Annotated in this window: 16 protein-coding genes and 1 pseudogene; 4 read left to right on the forward strand and 13 right to left on the reverse strand. The window is 45.4% G+C overall.

Features of this window, described 5'->3' with window-relative positions; all coding sequences use genetic code 11:
* Window positions 1-135 precede the first annotated feature (135 nt).
* Entirely contained in the window at window positions 136-1,878 is a 1,743-nt protein-coding gene (locus tag NFI81_RS10430) for a PKD domain-containing protein (RefSeq protein WP_234612503.1), read from the forward strand.
* Window positions 1,879-1,893: 15 nt separating this feature from the next.
* On the opposite strand, the gene NFI81_RS10435 is transcribed toward NFI81_RS10430, so the two are convergent.
* The 12 genes and pseudogenes from NFI81_RS10435 to NFI81_RS10490 all read right to left on the reverse strand — a co-directional run bounded on the left by NFI81_RS10435 (window position 1,894) and on the right by NFI81_RS10490 (window position 13,697).
* Window positions 1,894-2,412: a DUF4123 domain-containing protein gene (locus NFI81_RS10435; RefSeq protein WP_234612502.1), complete on the reverse strand. Its 519-nt coding sequence runs from the start codon at window positions 2,410-2,412 to the stop codon at window positions 1,894-1,896.
* A 36-nt stretch (window positions 2,413-2,448) separates the two neighbouring features.
* Window positions 2,449-3,027: a hypothetical protein gene (locus tag NFI81_RS10440; RefSeq protein WP_254410612.1), complete on the reverse strand. Its 579-nt coding sequence runs from the start codon at window positions 3,025-3,027 to the stop codon at window positions 2,449-2,451.
* The gene (locus tag NFI81_RS10445; RefSeq protein WP_234612500.1) at window positions 3,024-4,685 is read right to left on the reverse strand and encodes a LysM peptidoglycan-binding domain-containing protein; all 1,662 of its coding nucleotides are present in this window, start codon (window positions 4,683-4,685) and stop codon (window positions 3,024-3,026) included. Before NFI81_RS10445 ends, NFI81_RS10440 begins: the two co-directional genes overlap by 4 nt.
* Window positions 4,686-4,690: 5 nt before the next feature.
* Window positions 4,691-4,969 carry a carboxypeptidase-like regulatory domain-containing protein gene (locus NFI81_RS10450; RefSeq protein WP_234612499.1) on the reverse strand — a complete coding sequence of 93 codons (279 nt, stop codon included), beginning with the start codon at window positions 4,967-4,969 and terminating at the stop codon, window positions 4,691-4,693.
* 12 nt (window positions 4,970-4,981) lie between these two features.
* The gene (locus NFI81_RS10455) at window positions 4,982-5,311 is read right to left on the reverse strand and encodes a hypothetical protein (RefSeq protein WP_234612498.1); all 330 of its coding nucleotides are present in this window, start codon (window positions 5,309-5,311) and stop codon (window positions 4,982-4,984) included.
* 190 nt (window positions 5,312-5,501) lie between these two features.
* Window positions 5,502-5,789: pseudogene (locus tag NFI81_RS10460) on the reverse strand (PAAR domain-containing contractile injection system baseplate protein); the annotation flags it as partial.
* 6 nt (window positions 5,790-5,795) lie between these two features.
* Window positions 5,796-7,973 carry a PKD domain-containing protein gene (locus NFI81_RS10465; protein ID WP_234612497.1) on the reverse strand — a complete coding sequence of 726 codons (2,178 nt, stop codon included), beginning with the start codon at window positions 7,971-7,973 and terminating at the stop codon, window positions 5,796-5,798.
* 12 nt (window positions 7,974-7,985) lie between these two features.
* Window positions 7,986-8,822: a PKD domain-containing protein gene (locus NFI81_RS10470; RefSeq protein ID WP_234612496.1), complete on the reverse strand. Its 837-nt coding sequence runs from the start codon at window positions 8,820-8,822 to the stop codon at window positions 7,986-7,988.
* Window positions 8,823-8,844: 22 nt separating this feature from the next.
* Window positions 8,845-10,257, reverse strand: coding sequence for a hypothetical protein (locus NFI81_RS10475; protein WP_234612495.1), 1,413 nt, complete (start codon window positions 10,255-10,257; stop codon window positions 8,845-8,847).
* A 33-nt stretch (window positions 10,258-10,290) separates the two neighbouring features.
* Window positions 10,291-11,601: an OmpA family protein gene (locus NFI81_RS10480; RefSeq protein ID WP_234612493.1), complete on the reverse strand. Its 1,311-nt coding sequence runs from the start codon at window positions 11,599-11,601 to the stop codon at window positions 10,291-10,293.
* 16 nt (window positions 11,602-11,617) lie between these two features.
* Window positions 11,618-12,745, reverse strand: coding sequence for a hypothetical protein (locus tag NFI81_RS10485; RefSeq protein ID WP_234612491.1), 1,128 nt, complete (start codon window positions 12,743-12,745; stop codon window positions 11,618-11,620).
* Between the two features lie 13 nt (window positions 12,746-12,758).
* Window positions 12,759-13,697, reverse strand: a complete 939-nt coding sequence (locus NFI81_RS10490) for a hypothetical protein (protein WP_234612489.1) — start codon at window positions 13,695-13,697, stop codon at window positions 12,759-12,761.
* 221 nt (window positions 13,698-13,918) lie between these two features.
* Here NFI81_RS10490 and NFI81_RS10495 point away from each other — a divergent pair, with 221 nt between their 5' ends.
* The 3 genes from NFI81_RS10495 (at window position 13,919) to NFI81_RS10505 (ending at window position 16,350) form a co-directional block, all read left to right on the forward strand.
* Window positions 13,919-14,668, forward strand: a complete 750-nt coding sequence (locus tag NFI81_RS10495) for a pesticin C-terminus-like muramidase (RefSeq protein ID WP_234612487.1) — start codon at window positions 13,919-13,921, stop codon at window positions 14,666-14,668.
* Between the two features lie 165 nt (window positions 14,669-14,833).
* Window positions 14,834-15,577 carry a sensor histidine kinase gene (locus NFI81_RS10500; protein WP_234612485.1) on the forward strand — a complete coding sequence of 248 codons (744 nt, stop codon included), beginning with the start codon at window positions 14,834-14,836 and terminating at the stop codon, window positions 15,575-15,577.
* A 119-nt stretch (window positions 15,578-15,696) separates the two neighbouring features.
* Window positions 15,697-16,350 (forward strand): response regulator transcription factor, encoded by a 654-nt coding sequence (locus NFI81_RS10505; protein ID WP_234612484.1) that lies wholly within the window; start codon window positions 15,697-15,699, stop codon window positions 16,348-16,350.
* On the opposite strand, the gene NFI81_RS10510 is transcribed toward NFI81_RS10505, so the two are convergent.
* A complete protein-coding gene (locus NFI81_RS10510) occupies window positions 16,347-17,945 on the reverse strand; it encodes a TonB family protein (RefSeq protein ID WP_234612483.1) in 1,599 nt (532 codons plus the stop codon). The genes NFI81_RS10505 and NFI81_RS10510 overlap by 4 nt on opposite strands.
* Window positions 17,946-17,961: the final 16 nt, after the last annotated feature.

A 17,961-nucleotide genomic window follows, 5' to 3' on the forward strand; every position in this document is an offset into this window, starting at 1 on the left:
GCAGAACTTTGGGAGAGCGGAATTTCCAAAATACGTCAAATGACGTATTGCGACTGCCTGGCCTTGATTTTACCTTTATTAACAGAAATTGGGACCTTACTGCTGGTTTGTATGTGAGGGTAAAAAGATATTCTGATGATAAAGGCTTTTATATTATCGATTTTCCTGACGCTTTTTCTTTCCTGTCACAAAGAAATCGAGTTTCCAGAAGCAGATTTCGAAGTGCCTGCGGGAACAATAAAGGCTGGTGTGCCTGCGACATTCAAAAACACTTCGCGCAATGCGAGTGCTTATGAATGGGATTTTGGAGACTCGTCCACCATTGTGACCAGTAGTGACGTCGAGATCATACATAATTTCAAAATCGGGGGCGATTTTAATGTGAGGTTAATAGCTAAAAATGGTGGCGGATCCAATGGGATTTCCAAAATCGTGAAAGTGGATAAACCTGACAGACCGCTACCCAAAGCAATTTTTGAACTCGATCCGGCCATTGAATGCCCCGCTCCCTGCACCGTATCCATTACCAACACCTCCATCAATTCCACCTCTTACACATGGTTTTTTGGAGATAACACACCTTTTGAAACGCGTGAGCTAAAATTCAACCGCACTTTAAATGACGCCCGCAGTTATGCCATTACATTAATTGCAAAGGCAAATGGCCTCCCGAACGACACACTGACCAAGACATTAAAGGTAACCGCGCCTCAGTCGGTGCAACCTACCGCAGAATTTGATATTTCAGGAGAAAACTGCACGTATAATTGTGATGTAACATTCACAAACAAATCCACGAGTGGGATCACTTATCTATGGAATTTCGGAGACGGAGGTCTATCAACAAATCTTTCACCAAAACACAATTACAAACGCGCAGGAGCATATAATGTCATACTTGTAACCAGAAATGGAAATTTGACCAGTATGAAAAGGAAAATCGTGCAGATTTACGCGAAGTGTAAATTTACCAAGCAAACAAGACAGCATCCGATCAGCGGAATCTACGAAGCGCTTTTCAGCTATGACGCAAATGATTTCCCGCTTCGGAGCACAGAAATAGAAAATGAAGTTTCGGGTGCTCCGGTCTCCCGGATCGTCAACGAATATGCTTATGCAGATGGTTTTGTAACCGGCCGAAATTATACTTTATCCGTGAGAAACAATAGCCAGGTTGTAGTGGAGGTAAGTTCCGGAAGATTTACTCACAAATACAATAATGATGGTCTATTGTCTTCCACCGAGATTTTAAGAACGACTGTCAAGGACAGAAACAATCCTGCCGGAGGAAGCACGATAGGCAGGTCAACGTTGCAGTATGAATATCACGCAAACTATAATGTTTCAAAAGTGAATGTGGACGGGACGGTCTACAACTACTCTGAAACGGGATTGCTTACTTCGATTAACCCAAGTAATGAAAACTCATCGGAGATCTACACCCTTAAATATCAAACTTTCAGCAAAGCCTACCGCGTAACAGCATACGTCCTTGCCAACAACCGGATTTCCGAGATTGCGTTCACAGACAATGGGAAACTTAAATTTGAATACGATAATAAGGGTCAAATCACCAAAAAGACGTTCACAGATCCGGCAGTTGATTTCACTTGTGTGGAAGAATGGAGATATGACTCCAATAACAACATTAACCTGCTCACGCCCACATTTTTAGGACATCCATCTTACTTGAAGCCAGAAGGCGCGGTGGTTTCAAATGTCATCAGTTACACGAAATTAATTTTCAAGGCTGGTTCAATTGTCGAAACCCAGACCAATGAATCAACCTCATTCTCGCAATATAACGAGCAGGGTTACCCATTAAAATCGAACCTGTTTGGAGGAGATAACACCTACACTTACGAATGTAATCGTTAAGCCGGCAATCCGGTTTCAGCGGCTGATCTCATCATTCAGAATATACTTCAATAACGAAGCATCCTGGCGGTCGACGAACAATTGGCCCTGCCAAAGTGAAAAGAGGATGCAAAAAGCCGGATCTTCGTCTTCCATAATAAACTGGCTAACAGGCCCAAAGAACTCCGCCAGTTGATCCTGATCGCATGTAGGAAGAAAAATCCGCAAAACCCGGGGATCATAAAACCGGAAATACAGCTCCTGTCCTTCTTCCGTCTGCACCATCAGGAAGCGCCGGAAATGCTTGTACAGTTCCTCAAACTCAGCATTACTCTCCACCCAAAGACCCCAGGAATTACCCCACCCCTCGTTCATCACAAATTCCACAAAATCGGCCGTATAGGGATATTCGAACAAAAACGGCGCCACAGAAGGAAGAATCTCATCCTGGCCATCTTTGTTACGATAAAGCGAAGCGTGCAACGGATTCAGTCCCCGTGCCCGATCCATGGCATCTTCCATGCGTGCAGCGTCTAGGAGGAGAGTTGTGGGCATGGGGGGACGGTTATTATCTAAATAGGGAATACAAAATTAGTTTCTTGTTTTGATCTCTTCTTGACTCAAAATTTTGCCTGTTTTCCCATCAATTTTGACCTTATATACCACATAAGGGCTTTTCGCACTGACAGGGTATGTCACATAATAGAATGGAAGTCCATTTCTCGTTCTGGATACCCATACACCCGGTGAACTGATTTTCAGATTAAATCCTAGCTCTTTTACTTTGGCAACTAATTGTTCAACATTAAAGTCATAATTTCGATCTTCATTCCAGCTTTTTAATAAGCTCCCATCTTTTGAAAATTGCTTCCATTCGCCAACAGGAAAGCCGTAAAATCGCTTACCCGTAATCTTAATCTGACCGGACTGTGAATCGAATTCGTGGTAAAGTGTCTCCGTGGAGTTAACAAGTGCGCTTTCTTGTATTATTGATTCAGGGCTTGATCTCCACTGCCTAATCTTCATCTTGTCTTCTGTGACAAATACATATTCACCATTGATAGCATGCTTTTTAAAATTCAAAATATCTAAACGTTCCATCTGTTGTCCTTTCTGCCCATTACAGACATAGTTTATGATTAGAAAAAGTACTAAGAGAGAATTTTTCATTCAATACTTGCTAGACTTTTCCTCAAAAGACTCCACTGCCAGTGCCATGTAGAGAACGGATTACTCGCGTAACTCATCACGTTGTCTGTCGTTTCAAAATTGAAGGTGTATGTTGCCGCTTCGTTGGGTTCGAACTCATCCTCTGGCTTTTCTTTATGTGTATGGCGAAGACCAAGTCCATGTAGAACCTCATGATTTAATGTGAGATTATCTCTTCCACTAAATAGGATTAGATTTTTCTGAAAAACATCATTGGTGCTTTTTATTTGACCCAATAAAATTCTTCCCTTACTTAACGTAACACGCTCAGCAAATGCAAAAACCAAAAAATGATTATCGTATTTGTCAGATCCTACTTGTTCTCGAAAAGCATTTTCTAAATAAGGAAACAGCGCCTGCTCTTCTTCGTCCTCCTCTCTATATCCAATGTTTAATTCCAGTGTCGCCTCATCCACAAATTTGCCTGCTATCCCTTCACTAAATTGAAAATGAGGGTCTCCGGACAAATCCAAAAAGTTCGTTTCCCCCATGTCCATTGATAATAACTGGCTGACAATATCAATTTCCTCGTCGAAAATATTGTTCTCTTTGGTATAGTCTTCCATGTCTCCTAAAACGAGCGCCTGATGTAGGGCATTTTTTAAATTTTGTTTTTCTTTGCTTGTAAACTCCCCTAAAAACTCACTGATCCCATCAATTTTTGTTTTCACCCTTATTAAGATCAGTTTCAGTTCTTTAATATCATTATTGGGGCAAACAACAATTTTTCCAGCAACGGGTATCGGCTCACCGAGCCGCCAGGTTTTAGGATAAGCTAGCACCTTAATTTCCTGTGTGTCTTCAAATTCATGAATACACGTAATTCTAAGCGTGCCGTCATCTGAAAGTTTTTTCTTATTGACAGCCTTGTCGCTGAGGACATCTTTATCAACCTGAAAAAGGTTTCTATTGTATTCCAGATCAATGACAAGCGGCTCTTCGTCCCTCACAGCCACGCCTATCTGTAATTCCGCTTGGCAAGGCGCCAACTCTAACCCTTCAATACCTTTTGGAAACAAATTTAAATATGGTACGAAATACTCCGGTTCCTCAGGAATGTGTGTCTTCATGATGCGATACTCTCTTTCTTTTAACTGCTTTAACGCTTCATCTTTGGTGTGCCCGGTTGAGTAGGGCACGCCGTTGTAGCCACCATTGATAATATCTTCATAGTGTTCAGTCGATATCCACGTACTTTCGCTAGTTTTAAGAAGTACGTCATCGATCACTCGAAGCCAATCGAAACCATATTCACCTTTCCAATCCACTTTGGGCCGGAAATAGACCATGACTTTCGATGGTATGAATTCTTTGGGCTTGAGTTGCTCGACTGTTATCGGATGCGACCTATTGGTTCCGAATGTTCGCTTTTTTAAATTTTTAGGAATGTAGATGATGCCTGGGTCGTCTTTACTTGTGAATACGAAATTCTTTTTGTCCTTTGTTTTTTTAAAGCAGCCTACCTGACTTCGCAAGAAATGGTTAATCTCGTCTGGTTCGTCCGTCCCGAAATTGAATTTCGCCAGCTCTTGCCAAGACATATTATGAGATTTGGAAAGGGATTCGATTGAATCACCATCCTTCACTTTGTATTTTATTACCTCAGTAATTTTCAGCATGGCATTTAATTGATAAATACGCTACTATGGACGTCGAAGGTTTTCCAGTTTGACAACAATTCACATGAACCGTCAGGTACATTGGTGATGTGGATAATACCGGTTTCATCGGATGTTGCTTCTACAACATTGCCATCAGACAACTTCAGTACAAGCGTCACACCTGCCACAGGACTTCCGTTAGCATCCTGCATATAAAATTCGATCCACTTTTTTGCAGGGTCCTGCTCTTCCTGCTTCCCCTCAGCATATGGACAAGATTGTATTGCACTTCCTACGGGCATGACGAAACGTTTTTATGAAAACCCTTTTTCAATTCGGTACATCTTTTCTCCACCGGACAAATTTCTGGTGACAAGAATATCCATTGCCCAGCTAAATTCTTCTTCATGTTCAAAATCCAGCCCATTGGTGATACACAGTCTCAGAAAATTCAAAATGTCCTTTTCTTCAAAAATATTGTATCTGGACACCTTGGAAATAATGTGGCTGATATACATTCGAGCCTCTGCATCTCCTATTCGATTTTTAGTCCTGCGTTTGAAAAAAGATAATGCATTTTCTTCTATCCTTTTCAGCAGCACCGCTTCCATTGCCTCGATTTGCTTTACCTTGATTCTCAACATGAAAGACCGTTATTTAACCTGCTTTCCTCGCAGCCTCACACTTCTCACAAAAAGGAACTCCGTTATCCGCCGCCTTTTTCATTGTCACCGCCTGATTCACCGCCTTAACAACTTTGTCCGGCGCATCTTTCAACCCTGCTGCCAACGCCGCCGGAGGCGCTCCGGCAGCAGCACTACCCGCATACGTCTCACCAATCAAAACCGTCGGCAATCCAACCACAATCGTCCCGCCATGCGCACACATATCGCCCATTCTAGCCGCTGGTTTTCCACCGATGAAAACCCCTGTAGATCCGAGCACAATGGTGTCGGGCGGGCCGGTGCATACGCACATGTCACCTGAGACTGCGGCGGGCATTCCGCCGATGAGGACGGTTGGGACGCCGGGGCCGACGACGGGGCCGCCTACGTGTGGTACGATGCCGGTTACCATCGGGCAAACGTGCATATCGCCTATTCTTGCAGCTGGTTTTCCCATGTGCTGTTAGTATTTGTATTTCACAATGTATGTATTTGGCATAGCTGATGCAGTGCTAAGTTCAGTTCCGTTGAGTGTTGCAGCCCCCGAGAAGTATCCTGTGCTGTAAACGTGACCATCTGGCGATACGCAAATTTTCCTTCCCGTGTCTTCCCCTCTCCCACCTCCCGTCACCTGAAATCTGCCAGTCGCTAATCCATTCCCTACCCCGACTTCTGCGACGATCATATCCGTGCTTCCCTGAGATTCAAAAGTTTTAGTTTCAAAAGGAAAACTTCCTGTTCCGGGATATGATCCGGATATTAAGATATTTCCGCCCGGACTTATGGCGAGACCACCTGGAAAATCGTTGTTGCCATTGTTGAAACCACTTCGGCCCCAGGGTATCGCATTATTCGTACTTCCGTCCGCATTCCATCTTCCCAGGAACACATTGACGTCCCCTCTGCTTCCTACACCCAAAGGGGTTAAAGGGCCGATATACGTACCGGTGGCATATACATTCCTGCCATTGTCGATCACCACATCATATCCAGAATCTTCATTGGGAGATCCCGCCCTTCTCGCCCATTGGAAACGACCCGGGTTTAATATCCATTTTGCAACAAAGGCATCTGACTGCCCAATGGCCTCCAAACCCGGATCCGCGCCTGGGAAAATAAGCGTGCCGCTGAAAGTCCCAACCATATAAGCATTCCCATCCGCATCCACTTTTAGTGCATTAACCCGCTGATTCCCATTCGATCTCAGTATGGTTGGTTGTCTGATCACTCCATCATTTGCATCCAAAAACACAAAAACAATATCCTCGTCGACGGCAGACGTTGCTGGTTCACCATTGAAAAAGTTGATGTTGTTTCTTCTCGGGTCACCTGTGACATTGCCCGCTAAATACACTCTCGGGCCTTCGGGCGTATTGAAAAACGCCAGAGCTGCACCATCATCGCTGTTAGGGCCCCCGAAAAGGGTAAACCATTGACGCTCACCTGCTGCATTAAACTTAGCAACGAAACCATCGGAATTTCCCTGGGGCGTAATGTTATTGATGCGCATCGCACCGCCAACGTAACCGGTGAGGTATACATTCCCTCTGTCATCCAATGCCATCGCGCGACCATTGTCATTCTCGGCACTTCCATCCACATGGGCCCATATCACTTGTCCGGCACTATTATATTTTGCGATAAAGAAGTCATTCTTTCGATTTGGTCCGGAAGAATAGCTCTTGCCATCACCAAATATCGTTTCGCCTTGTGTCTGCCCGCATACGTAAATGTTCCCGCTTGCATCAGCGATAATATCGCTAGGTTGATTGAATTCACTCTTAATGCTCACTGCATTTACATCTCCCTTTTTAATAACCACCTTCTCTTCTTTCACACTCGTCTGCCCGCCTTCTCCGGTCACTGTCAGCGTAACCGTATAAGTCCCATCCTTTGCGTAAGTATGCTTGGGGGAGGGCTCATTACTCTTCGGACTGTCGTCGCCAAAATCCCAGCTGTATGTTTTGGCGCTTGTGGACTTATTGGTAAATGTCACTTCACAAGGTGCTTGACAGTCACCGCCTGTGAATGTAAAATCGGCGACCGCCTTTACTGATTTGATTTCAATCTCAATGGTTTTTGTTGAAACTTTCCCATCCGCATTGTAAGCAGTCAATGTAACCTTGTACTTCCCGGGTTTGCTGTAAGTATGCGATGGGTTTTCATCCGTGCTTTTATTTGGATTGTCGGTCGTCGCGTTGGGATCGCCAAAATCCCATTCGTATCGCGTGGCATTCCCGGATTGGTTGTCAAATGTTACTTTCGAAGGCGCAATGCTATCATTGCTCATGGTGTGCTTAAAATCCGCTTCCGGTGGTGTTGCTGGCTCCGGTTTGACCTCCACCATTTGCTGCGCGCCGCTGCTTCCGCCATCTTTGCTTTTCGCAATGAGCTTTACCGAATAGTTCTTCCCTTTTGCAAACTTATGTGTGATTGTCACTCCTTTCTCGATAGGTGTCCCATCATTAAAATCCCACTCCAAAGTATTTGCATGCTCAGAGCCACTGGTAAATGTTACATCGCACGGTGCTATACAATCTCCATTGGTAAAAGTGAATTTGGCAACCGGCTGCGGTGGCAGCTCCTCGTGACAGCTGAAAATGATTGATATGAACGACAATTGAATTAAAATTCTTTTCATAAGCTCGACTTGCTATTTCTTTTTGACAGTAAGGGTTTTCGTTTTTTTATTCACCTGACTACCCGAAATGGCGGAAAGAGAAACGGTGTAGGTGACGTCTTTATTGGTGCGTGGAAATGCGTGCGTTGGTGAAGCGGTTGCGATCTGGATTTTATCCCCGAAATCCCATAAATAACTTGTCGCATTCTTCGATTTATTGATGAAAGAAAAAACTGTTGAGTCGGAGCGGGTTGTGTCTTTGGCGACGATATCGAACTCAGCTTCCGGTGCTTTGGATACCGCCAGAATGGTCACAATCTTCACAGCGGTGTCACTCACGGTTTCGTTGAGGGCCGTTAATATGACTTTATATGCGCCGGCCTTGTTAAATGTGTGCTTAGGAGTTTGGTCTGTATTTATCGCACTGCTGTCCCCGAATTCCCACTTATAGGTTTTTGCATTTGTAGATAGGTTCGTAAAGCTTATCTCACAGGGAGCCTGGCAATTGTTGCCGGTAAAACTAAATTGGGCTACCGGGGCAATGGGTGCGGTAATAGTAATGGTTTTTTCTGCGCTGTCACTTCCATATTTTGCATTACTGATGGTTAAAACAACCTGGTATTTTCCTGCCTTGGTAAATTTGAAAACCGGATTCTGATCTGATGAAAAGCTCGTACTGTCTTTGAAAGCCCAGTCGTATTTCCAATTGTAAACCCCTTTATTTTCAGACAAATCCTTAAAATCGACCTGACAAGGTGCCTGGCAGTCGGCAGTTGACGTTTCGAAGTCCGCCTTCGGCGCACCGGGCTCCTGCATCGAGCAGGCGACGGTTAATAATGCAATGCATATGAGGGATATTTTGGAAATCATTTCCGTCGGGTTTAAAAATCAGTTAAAACTGGTACGTCAAATGAACCCCTGCATATCGTTGGGTGCCGTTCCATTGGGGGGAGACAACGATCTGCTTTCTTTTCTGTTCGAGCAATTTATTGTAGCGTTTGGCTTCCTTAGCACTTTTGCTGCCCACAAACCAGAGCACCCCACCCGCAATGATACCTGCGCCTGCCACAAAAATGCCCGGGCTGGCAAAAGAGATCAGGCTGTTGGGTTTGGCATGATAACTTGCGCGCGAATTGAATCTTTCACCATTTCTTACGCCCCCAACTTCCGTATCATACCACCGGTCGAAAGCGGCATTATTTTTGTCTATTTCGGATTTGTAATCATTGTAAGCACCATACAAAATGACACCCGTTGCTATTGAGGCCACCACCGCGATGCCTGCACCTGCCCGGATAAGCGTGCTTTCCCGCTTATATTTTGCTGCCTTTTTTTCCAAAGAGGCCATTTCTGCATTTAAAGTCACTGTTCGCCTGTCCTTGGGAGCTGTCGGGACCATTTCGGGAGACTTCTCACCCGGCTTTACGGTAGCAGGAGTTTCCTTTTTCGGCTCTGTTTTTGGTGCTTCTTTCTTCTCCGAAACTTCCGGTTTTTTCAATTCTGCCACGGGAACCTCTTCCTTTACCGTACTTTTTGCCGGCGCTTCTTTTTTTGGAGCATTGTCCGATTCCTTGTTTGCAACCGCGGTTACCTGTGTCTTTTCCGGAGCAGCAAAAGCAGGCTTTTTGACTTCCTCCACCTTTTTAGTTTCCTCCGGTTTTTTAACCGTGGCAGGCGCTGATGCAACAACCGGCGCAGTTGCTGCTACGGTCGGTGCGGACGCAACTGTGTTTGCTGATGGCTGATAATAACCGATTCTCGTTATCAGCACGATCCATTGTTTGTCCGGCTTGTCTGCACGCAATTCCGCTACCCTATATACGTTTTCATATTTGGTTGTCTTTTGCCTGTGTGTGTTGGTGAATAATGTTTTAAATGTCACCTGAACATATGGATATTCCTTTTGCTGCACCTGACCCACCGAGACCTCCGTAATTTTGATACTGTATTTGGGGCTTTTGTTGTAATACAATTTAAGATCATCCAGATATTTTCGGATCGGCAGGTCCGGCCCAGACTTTTTTACCGTATTATCCGGATTGATATCGTCTTCCACCATAGCCTTGTCTCCATAAAAAACCTGGTTCTGGCTGGGCAAATAGCTGTCGTATATCAAAAGCTGCTTATTGCTTTCCGTAATGTTGTCCAGGGCAACGGTGTTCAGGAGGTCGTTGAGCTGCACTTCTACAACCTTCCTGGCCTCTGCCCGGATCTCTTTAATGTCGGCAGGTGAGAGCTCCTGGGTTTGCGCGTATGTGAGAGCCTGTACGGCCAGGTAAAAGCAGGTGGTAAAAATCAATCGCATAAGCTATATCGTTTAGTGATTTTGGTCTCGGTTTTAAGGGAGCATCGAAATTTCGACCCTTCTGTTCAATCGTTTGTTCTCTTCAGTATCGTTTTTAACGGCCGGATACTTTCCACCCACCCCAGCCCATAAAATTTGCTTCTCACTTACCTTCCTGGATAACAGGTAATGCCGGATCACCTTGGCCCTGAACTCGGAAAGCGTAATGTTCAGTTTTGTACTACCCACATTATCCGTGTGGCCTACTACCCTGACTTTCTTGTTGTTATTTATTTTCAGCCATTCTGCAAGCGCATCGAGCTTTGCTTTCTCATCGGCTTTGAATGTGTAATCGCTTTGATTGAAATAGATCGTAAGCGTTTCCAAAGAATCCAGCCCTTCTGCTTTTACAGGCGCTGTTTCCGCTTTCGCTACCGGCGCCTCCCGAACGGGAATTGGTTTGTTTCCGACCACAAGGCCCATGAAATTCAGTCCCTTTGCCACTGAAACTTTTTCGGAATGGATCAGTGCCATTTTCCTGTCAAATACGGTAAGGCGATAGTTTCCTGCACGCACCAGAGCCGAATAGGCCATTTTATCCAAAGCGGGCAATACGATCTCTCCGCCTGAATCGGCCGTGAGTTTACACGAAGCCACCAATGGATTTCCGCTAATGTTCAAGGAAAGCATGGTGATTTCCGGCGTAAGTTTAATGTCATATTTGCCCGGTCTTTCATCCATTTTTTCCAGGATAAGGTTTCCTGTGTATTCCTGATATCCCTCTGCGGAGACGGTAAATCCCACAATGTCAGACTCAGCAAAGGACATAACCGGTTCCTCATTAAGCTCCTTGCATTCTTTTTTGGCGTTTCTTGTGAATTCAAAACACAATGTTCCTTTTCTCACAGCCGAACCGTTTACGGCATCAGAAACAAAAAATTTTCGTACGATGGCAGTCTTCTTCTTTTGCTCGTTTTCTACCGTGTACTGCGTTTGCTGGCTCTGCATGTAAGGCGTATCATTTGCCTGTGCATCAAGGGGTATTAATGGTATTTTAACAAAAAAATCAATCCTTTTTCCCGTGTTCTTATAGGTTGAAATACCTGTACTTATCAAGCGATATCCTTTTTTTTCGATAATGAGCTTTGTCGCGTCCGAAAGCAAGTCGAAGCTGAAATGTCCCTGCTCGTCAGTTGATGAAAGCAATGTGCGCTGGTTTTCCTTTTCAATGTAAAAGGATACACCCGACACGCTTGCGCCCGAGCGCACATCATTGGCCTGTCCAACAATATGCAGTGCCTGCGGCGACGCATTCATGTCCCACACAACCATACATAGCAACAAAAGCAGCAAAACCTTTTTCATTAAAATGATAGAATTACTATTCGTCAGCCACAACGCCAATGTTCCCGAGCAGCACCGTCCAGTTGGTTTTACTTTGCCCGTCAATCTCCTTTTGATATGCTTCCAGCTTCACTCGAACGCTCTTTTTCGTGATGTCGCTGTAAAGAATGTTCTGATTTTTTTCACCATAACCAGTGAATGTCTGGTTTCCGACAATGGTCCCGTAGTAATTGCCATCCTGCTCTTGTTTCAGCTCGCTCACATATTCGATCTGGCTCCACTTGATCTGAACATTTCCATATGGAAGCATTTTCAGGCGTTTGAGATACATTTCCAGGGGCAGCTTTGTTACTCCCTTTCTGTTTTTTGACGAAACTTCAATTTGTGTTTCAGGCAGGAAAAGCTGTAATGCGTTTTTGATCGCCAAATCCCTTTCATTCATTGAAAAGCTTCTGTCCACGATCACCTGCAGATAGTCGCTGAACTGCTCCACTTTGGTAATTGATTTTTGTCTGTACTCCTTATATTCCTGTTCCGACAGCACTGGTTGCTTGGTTTTCTCTGCAACGGGCTGCGGCGGCGTCGCCACTTTCACCGGTGGCACATTGTTTCTTTTGGATGCGGGTTTGCTGTATTTCAACACCTTATCAGCAGCTGCACTTAGCAAATTTTCTGCTTCCTCTGCGTCTTTTAACAGCTGGTGCCTGCCGTCCTGATAAATGATGGCTACCAGGTCATTTTTATTGATGGATGCGGGTTTGTTGTCTTCAGTAAGATAATTGATCGCATCATTTTCCATCCTGATCGTAGCCGGGATCACCTCTATCGGTGTGGATTTGATCAGCAAATCTGTTGACGGACCAGTGGCATTATAGAACTTTTCAAGTGACTTACGGGAAACCTCGGGATCAGTACTCAGATCTTTTATCACAAGAAACAAACCATGCGCATTAAATGCGACCACGACATTCTCCCGGTCAATGCCCCGCCTGATCGTTGCATCGCCTTTTGGTTCCAAAAATTTGATCTCCTTATCATTGGCTTCCACGATCCGGTGCGGGAAAGTATTGCCGTTCCGAAAGTAGAAGCGCTCCTGGGCATACAATGCACGGGAAGCAACAAGCAGAGCCAGAAATAGAATGATCGTTCCAGAATTAATTTTCATATCAGATCTTTGATCAGTGCCGGCCCGGAAAATGGAACAGCACTCCTGCGCTTAACAAACCCAAATGCGTATTGACGCTGGTTTCCCCAGGCCTGTAATCCTTATTTTCTTCCAGATTGTGATACCAGTCTGCATTGATAAATACAGCATGGCGCGGGCCCTCTAATATGGTAATGCCCAGCCCCCCCGTAACGCCAAAGCCGAATCCTTTATCAGAGCAAGTGTCACAGTTTTTCATTGTCGAGCTGCCATTTGCATCGCTCACTTTCAAACCGCCGGTTCCCACTTGCATGACCCCAAATGCGCCCACCGAAATGCCGATCCTGATCGGGCCAGCTTTCTGGGACGCCACGATGGTTAATGGTAAAAGGAGCTGCGATTGTGTGCCTTTGATGCTAGTCACTTCACCTGTTGATCCAAGCGGCACTGATACGCCATATCCCACTTGTGTGTATAGGGCCTGAATTTGAATTCCCAGTGCTTTTTTATGTAAACCAACAACAATGCCGCCGCTATATGCCGGTTCAGTTCCTTCAAGTAACCCTGCCGATTTGGGCATAAGGGACAATCCTGCGCCTATTCGGGCACCGGCATACATGCCGCTTTTCTCCCAGAATTTCTCCTCCGCTTTCTTCTTGCTAACGAGCAGATCAGTAGGTTTTCTTGTCTTTGCAGTCGCAGGAGCGGGCGGGTTTATTTCCTCTATTTCACCATTATTCCAAACGATTTTCCACACCTCTTTTTTTGGAACGGCGTACAACGGCCCTTTCGGATCGGTTATTTTTTTGTAGGCAATGTCCGTTTTATTTACCTCCTCGATCAGGACTTCCATTATGGTCTGGTCGATTTTGAAGATCTTGTCGGGTTTGCGTGCCGGCGTTTGCGCAATAGAGCTACCACAGATTATTATTGACAACAATAGGGTGATATGCCGTGGTAAACGATTGTGCATGGCTGCATAAAGTTTAGGTAGAAGGGAACTTTGCACTTTTGACAAGCCAAAAATAGGTTGGTCGAAACTGGCAATCAATACGTCAATTGACGTATATTTTGGTAGCACGAACCGTAAAATAACTTTAAAATTTCTGAGTAGATAATAGAAAACAAAATCGTATTTTTAAACAATAATCGGGTGCCTGAGTCGTATCGCAGCAGTACAAAATACTATTTCATATGACAAAATATACCTTTACTTATCATCAGGAAATAGGCCACCAGGGACAGAGCTTGGTCCCCCATTTTCCAGGAGGGAGATCGGGCGTTACCATTGGACCTGGTTATGATATGGGACATCGCACGCCTCAGGAAATTTATACAGACCTTACCAATGCGGGCATCGATCCCGAGACTGCATATGCACTCATTGATGCGGCCGACAAGACTGGCCCGGAAGCTGCGAGCTGGGTGGCGGAGCGGGGCGGGATCTTTATTACAGAGCAGCAGCAGCGAAGCCTTTTTGAGAATGTGCTTGTCCCCGAATATGAGCAGCGCACCATCGACCAGATTGCAAATTTTGTGAATGCGCACGCTGATTCCGTTCCGGAAAACGTGGATTGGGAAAACCTGTCGGGTAGGCAAAAGCAGATCCTGTTTGATTATGTTTATAATACAGGTTCACTGGCAAGGTTTCCCGAATTGACCACGGCTGTATTAAATGAAGATTGGGACTCAGTTTCGCTTCATTACGAACGCTTTTCCGATGATCAACCACTAGTTTACAGAAATGAAATGTTCTACCGCGAATTTCTGGATCCGGCATATGTTCATGAAGAGGAAGAAGTCGAAAATATCAGCGCGCTGCCGGTTGTAGAAGACCAGCTCCTCGACCAGCAAATAGATGAATTATATTCAGAAGACGAAATTGCTGAGAACACGGACGATGTGCAGACGAAGGATTCCGACGAATGGTATGAACACATTTAAAACGGCACAAATCGGTCTCTAGATCAGGTGCTCCATCCAATAATCCGTTCGACATCGCCCAGGCTGCATTTAGTAAGGGTTTCTTCCTAATTACTGAATGATCAGTATTGTAGCTATTAAATAGTTAAAAGAAATTTGATATACGTAATTTTCGCCCCCGACCTCATGACTAACGTTTCCTCATTTAATGATTATCCAGTGCTTGCCGTCACCAAAACAAGCTCGTCGATCAATGACAAGCTTGGTGACTCCGACAGACACACAAAGAAAAGAGCCGTCAAATTCCTCTCGCAGGAAAGTGCGTTGTTGCATTCTCAACTGAAAAACCAGCGCGAACGCATTGCCCGGGACTTACATGATGGTATCGGATCGCAGCTGACGCACATTATCTCGCGACTCGACATCATGGCTTTCAATAACCAGGCGAACCAGACGCAACTGGCGGATCTCCGGGATTTCACCAGCGAAACCTTTCAGCAATTGAGGGAGACGATCTGGGTTCTTAATCAGCCTGAGATTCCGTATGGCCAGCTGACAGAGCGTGTACGGGGATTGCTTACCCGCATTTCCTGTGAATCGGAATATCCCAAACTGAACATTGTGGCCTACGGAGACGGCGAAGCGCTGCTTTCACCGCATGTCGCATCTTCCATTTTCAGGATCGTTCAGGAGTCCGTAAATAATGCGATGAAATATGCCGATGCAACCAGCATTTCGGTCTGTCTCGCAATTGACGACACCAGCTTTACTGTGCTCATTAATGACAATGGCAAGGGCTTTTGCCGCCAGGAAATCTGTCCGGGATATGGTTTGGAAAATATCAGAAAAAGGGCTGAGGAACTGAACGGAAAGCTGGAACTGGATTCCTCAAAAGAAGGCACAAAAGTGCTGGTAGAATTCCCGCTTTGAAAAACAAAATACGTCAAATGACGTATTTTTTGCGCGATTTCTGATTCGTTACTTTGTAAAAGGGCTATTGCCACATTGCGGCGCTTTTCTCTTTTTCTACAAAGTTAACCCCCCATTCTATGCCTAAAATCAGTATTGGACTAGTAGAAGACAATCCCACCATTGCCTCTGATTTATGGGAAAAATTGTCTCTGAGCGAAGACATTGAACTTATACTTAAGGCAATAAACGGGAAAGACCTTTTTAAGAAATTAGCCTATTCTGCGCTGCCGGAAGTTTTCCTGATGGACATTGAAATGGCTGAAATGGACGGGATCACGACCACCCGTCTGCTGAAAGAAAAATATCCTTCGGTAAAGATCCTGATCCTGACCATGTTTGATGATGATGCCAAACTTTTCGAAGCGATCAAGGCGGGTGCGTCCGGCTATCTGCTGAAAGATGAAAAGCCGCATAAGATCATCAATGCCATATCCGAAGTGCTGGAAGGAGGCGCCCCAATGTCGCCACTGATGGCCGCCAAAACCCTGGATCTGCTTCGGCAGGGATCCAATGATATTCAGATCCAGTCGGTTTCAAAATCGGCGGAACTTACACTGCGGGAAAATGAAATTCTGGAATGGCTGGTGCGCGGGCTTAATGTGAGGCAGATCAGCGAAAAGCTTTTTGTTTCTGATAAAACCATCCGCAAACATCTCGAACACATTTACCAAAAATTGCAAGTAAGAGGTAGCCGCGAAGCTGTTGCCAAAGTGATCGGGAGGACTTATTAATCAAACGTTATAGCAGCAATCGTCCTTACCCGTACGCTGCTTCCGGCTGTTCTGCCGGGGATCCAGCGGGGCATCGCTTTTACAAGCCGTACTGCCTCCTCGTCGCAGCCATAGCCGAGCCCTCTCACCACCTGTATATCTTCACGGGTCCCATCGGCATTTACCACAAACGAAACACGCACAGCACCGGAAATAAAGGAGCGTGAAGCAGCTTCCGGCATCTGCATATTATTGGAAACCCAGCTTTCCATTGCCATTGATCCACCCGGGAACCTCGGACTCTCTTCTACCACGTGATACACGGCCTTACTGTCCGTTTTGGATTTTTTTACCACAGCGGCGGCATTCTTTACCGGGAGTTTTTTCTTAGGCTTTTCAACAGGTTTAATAACAGTGGGCACAGGCGCTTCTTTCACAACAGGCTTGGCCGCAACAACCGGTATATTTGGTGTTGATTTCACTACTGCCGGCTTTGGATCTGCGGTGATCAACACCCAGGACAGCCCCCCAATAACTGCCGCAGATGCGAGTGCAATGGGCATAACGTAACTTTTCTTTTTTTCCGGAATGGGTTGCGGGGCCGGCTGAGGCCGTCGCTCCTCTTTTACAACTTCCTTCACTGGTTCCGGAATTTGCGGAAGGATCTTGGTTTTTTCATCAACGGCCACATGCTTTGGTTTCACCGCCTCTGGCTTTGGCATAACCTTGGTTTGCTCATCCACCACGACAGGTTCGCCGCCGCGAAGGATTGTGTACAGCTGATCTACGGTTTTTACCCTGTTTTGCGGACTGATAACCAGGCACGCATCAATCATTTTTTGATACATTTCCGGCAGCCCTTTCAGATCGGGAATAAAGTCCAGGGCCATTACACGTTTCATGTATTCGATTCTTCCGGACTCCGTGGCAATGCTGATGTCGTCAGAACGGAATGGGAGTTTTTTACCATTGAACCAAACATAAATGGCAAGGATACCAAAGCTCCACAAATCTGCATTAGGCCGCAGTTCTTTTGCTTCCCACTGCTCCGGGGCCGCATAGGCGTATGTGCCGGCGCCCGTGACATTGGTAACATATGATTTATCATCCACTGTTGCCCTGCGGCTTATTCCAAAATCAGTGATTAACGGAATAAAGAACCCACGCCTTTCCACAACCAGAATGTTCGAGGGTTTAAGGTCGCTGTGAATGATCAGAGGTTTCAGCTTATGCAAATAGGAAATGCCATCCAGAAGTCCTTCAATGAGTTTGGTTTTTTGTCCGGTGGTCAGGGTGTGGTTTTTTAATAATTGCGCAAGATTCCCATGCTCGTAATATTTCATCAACGCAATGTCGTGCGTTCCTATGCCCGGTAATTTGATCCGGCGGCAATCCATATATCTTGCAATATTGGGATGTTCCAATTGCTTAACCCTCTCATACTCGCTCAAAAGGCTAAATTCCTCCAAACCAGGCACAACCTTGGACATTTTGAGGGCAATGAACTCATTCCGCACGTTATCCCAGGCTTTGAAAATTTTCCCAAAACCACCCTCGCCAAGCAAGTCGTTGTCGGCGTCATAGTCGAAGCGGTCATTGAAATCGGTGGCATCCATATTGTTCGATACTTAA

This window comes from Dyadobacter fanqingshengii (assembly GCF_023822005.2).
In the GTDB taxonomy this organism is placed as follows: domain Bacteria; phylum Bacteroidota; class Bacteroidia; order Cytophagales; family Spirosomataceae; genus Dyadobacter; species Dyadobacter fanqingshengii.

Bases quoted from the DNA above. Each gene is read 5' to 3' on its own strand.
- NFI81_RS10465 (WP_234612497.1), bottom strand. From the start codon at position 7,973: ATGAAAAGAATTTTAATTCAATTGTCGTTCATATCAATCATTTTCAGC.
- NFI81_RS10450 (WP_234612499.1), bottom strand. From the start codon at position 4,969: ATGCCCGTAGGAAGTGCAATACAATCTTGTCCATATGCTGAGGGGAAG.
- NFI81_RS10445 (WP_234612500.1), bottom strand. From the start codon at position 4,685: ATGCTGAAAATTACTGAGGTAATAAAATACAAAGTGAAGGATGGTGAT.
- NFI81_RS10505 (WP_234612484.1), top strand. From the start codon at position 15,697: ATGCCTAAAATCAGTATTGGACTAGTAGAAGACAATCCCACCATTGCC.
- NFI81_RS10475 (WP_234612495.1), bottom strand. From the start codon at position 10,257: ATGCGATTGATTTTTACCACCTGCTTTTACCTGGCCGTACAGGCTCTC.
- NFI81_RS10490 (WP_234612489.1), bottom strand. From the start codon at position 13,697: ATGCACAATCGTTTACCACGGCATATCACCCTATTGTTGTCAATAATA.
- NFI81_RS10455 (WP_234612498.1), bottom strand. From the start codon at position 5,311: ATGTTGAGAATCAAGGTAAAGCAAATCGAGGCAATGGAAGCGGTGCTG.
- NFI81_RS10485 (WP_234612491.1), bottom strand. From the start codon at position 12,745: ATGAAAATTAATTCTGGAACGATCATTCTATTTCTGGCTCTGCTTGTT.
- NFI81_RS10435 (WP_234612502.1), bottom strand. From the start codon at position 2,412: ATGCCCACAACTCTCCTCCTAGACGCTGCACGCATGGAAGATGCCATG.
- NFI81_RS10440 (WP_254410612.1), bottom strand. From the start codon at position 3,027: ATGAAAAATTCTCTCTTAGTACTTTTTCTAATCATAAACTATGTCTGT.
- NFI81_RS10500 (WP_234612485.1), top strand. From the start codon at position 14,834: ATGACTAACGTTTCCTCATTTAATGATTATCCAGTGCTTGCCGTCACC.
- NFI81_RS10430 (WP_234612503.1), top strand. From the start codon at position 136: ATGATAAAGGCTTTTATATTATCGATTTTCCTGACGCTTTTTCTTTCC.
- NFI81_RS10495 (WP_234612487.1), top strand. From the start codon at position 13,919: ATGACAAAATATACCTTTACTTATCATCAGGAAATAGGCCACCAGGGA.
- NFI81_RS10480 (WP_234612493.1), bottom strand. From the start codon at position 11,601: ATGAAAAAGGTTTTGCTGCTTTTGTTGCTATGTATGGTTGTGTGGGAC.
- NFI81_RS10510 (WP_234612483.1), bottom strand. From the start codon at position 17,945: ATGGATGCCACCGATTTCAATGACCGCTTCGACTATGACGCCGACAAC.
- NFI81_RS10470 (WP_234612496.1), bottom strand. From the start codon at position 8,822: ATGATTTCCAAAATATCCCTCATATGCATTGCATTATTAACCGTCGCC.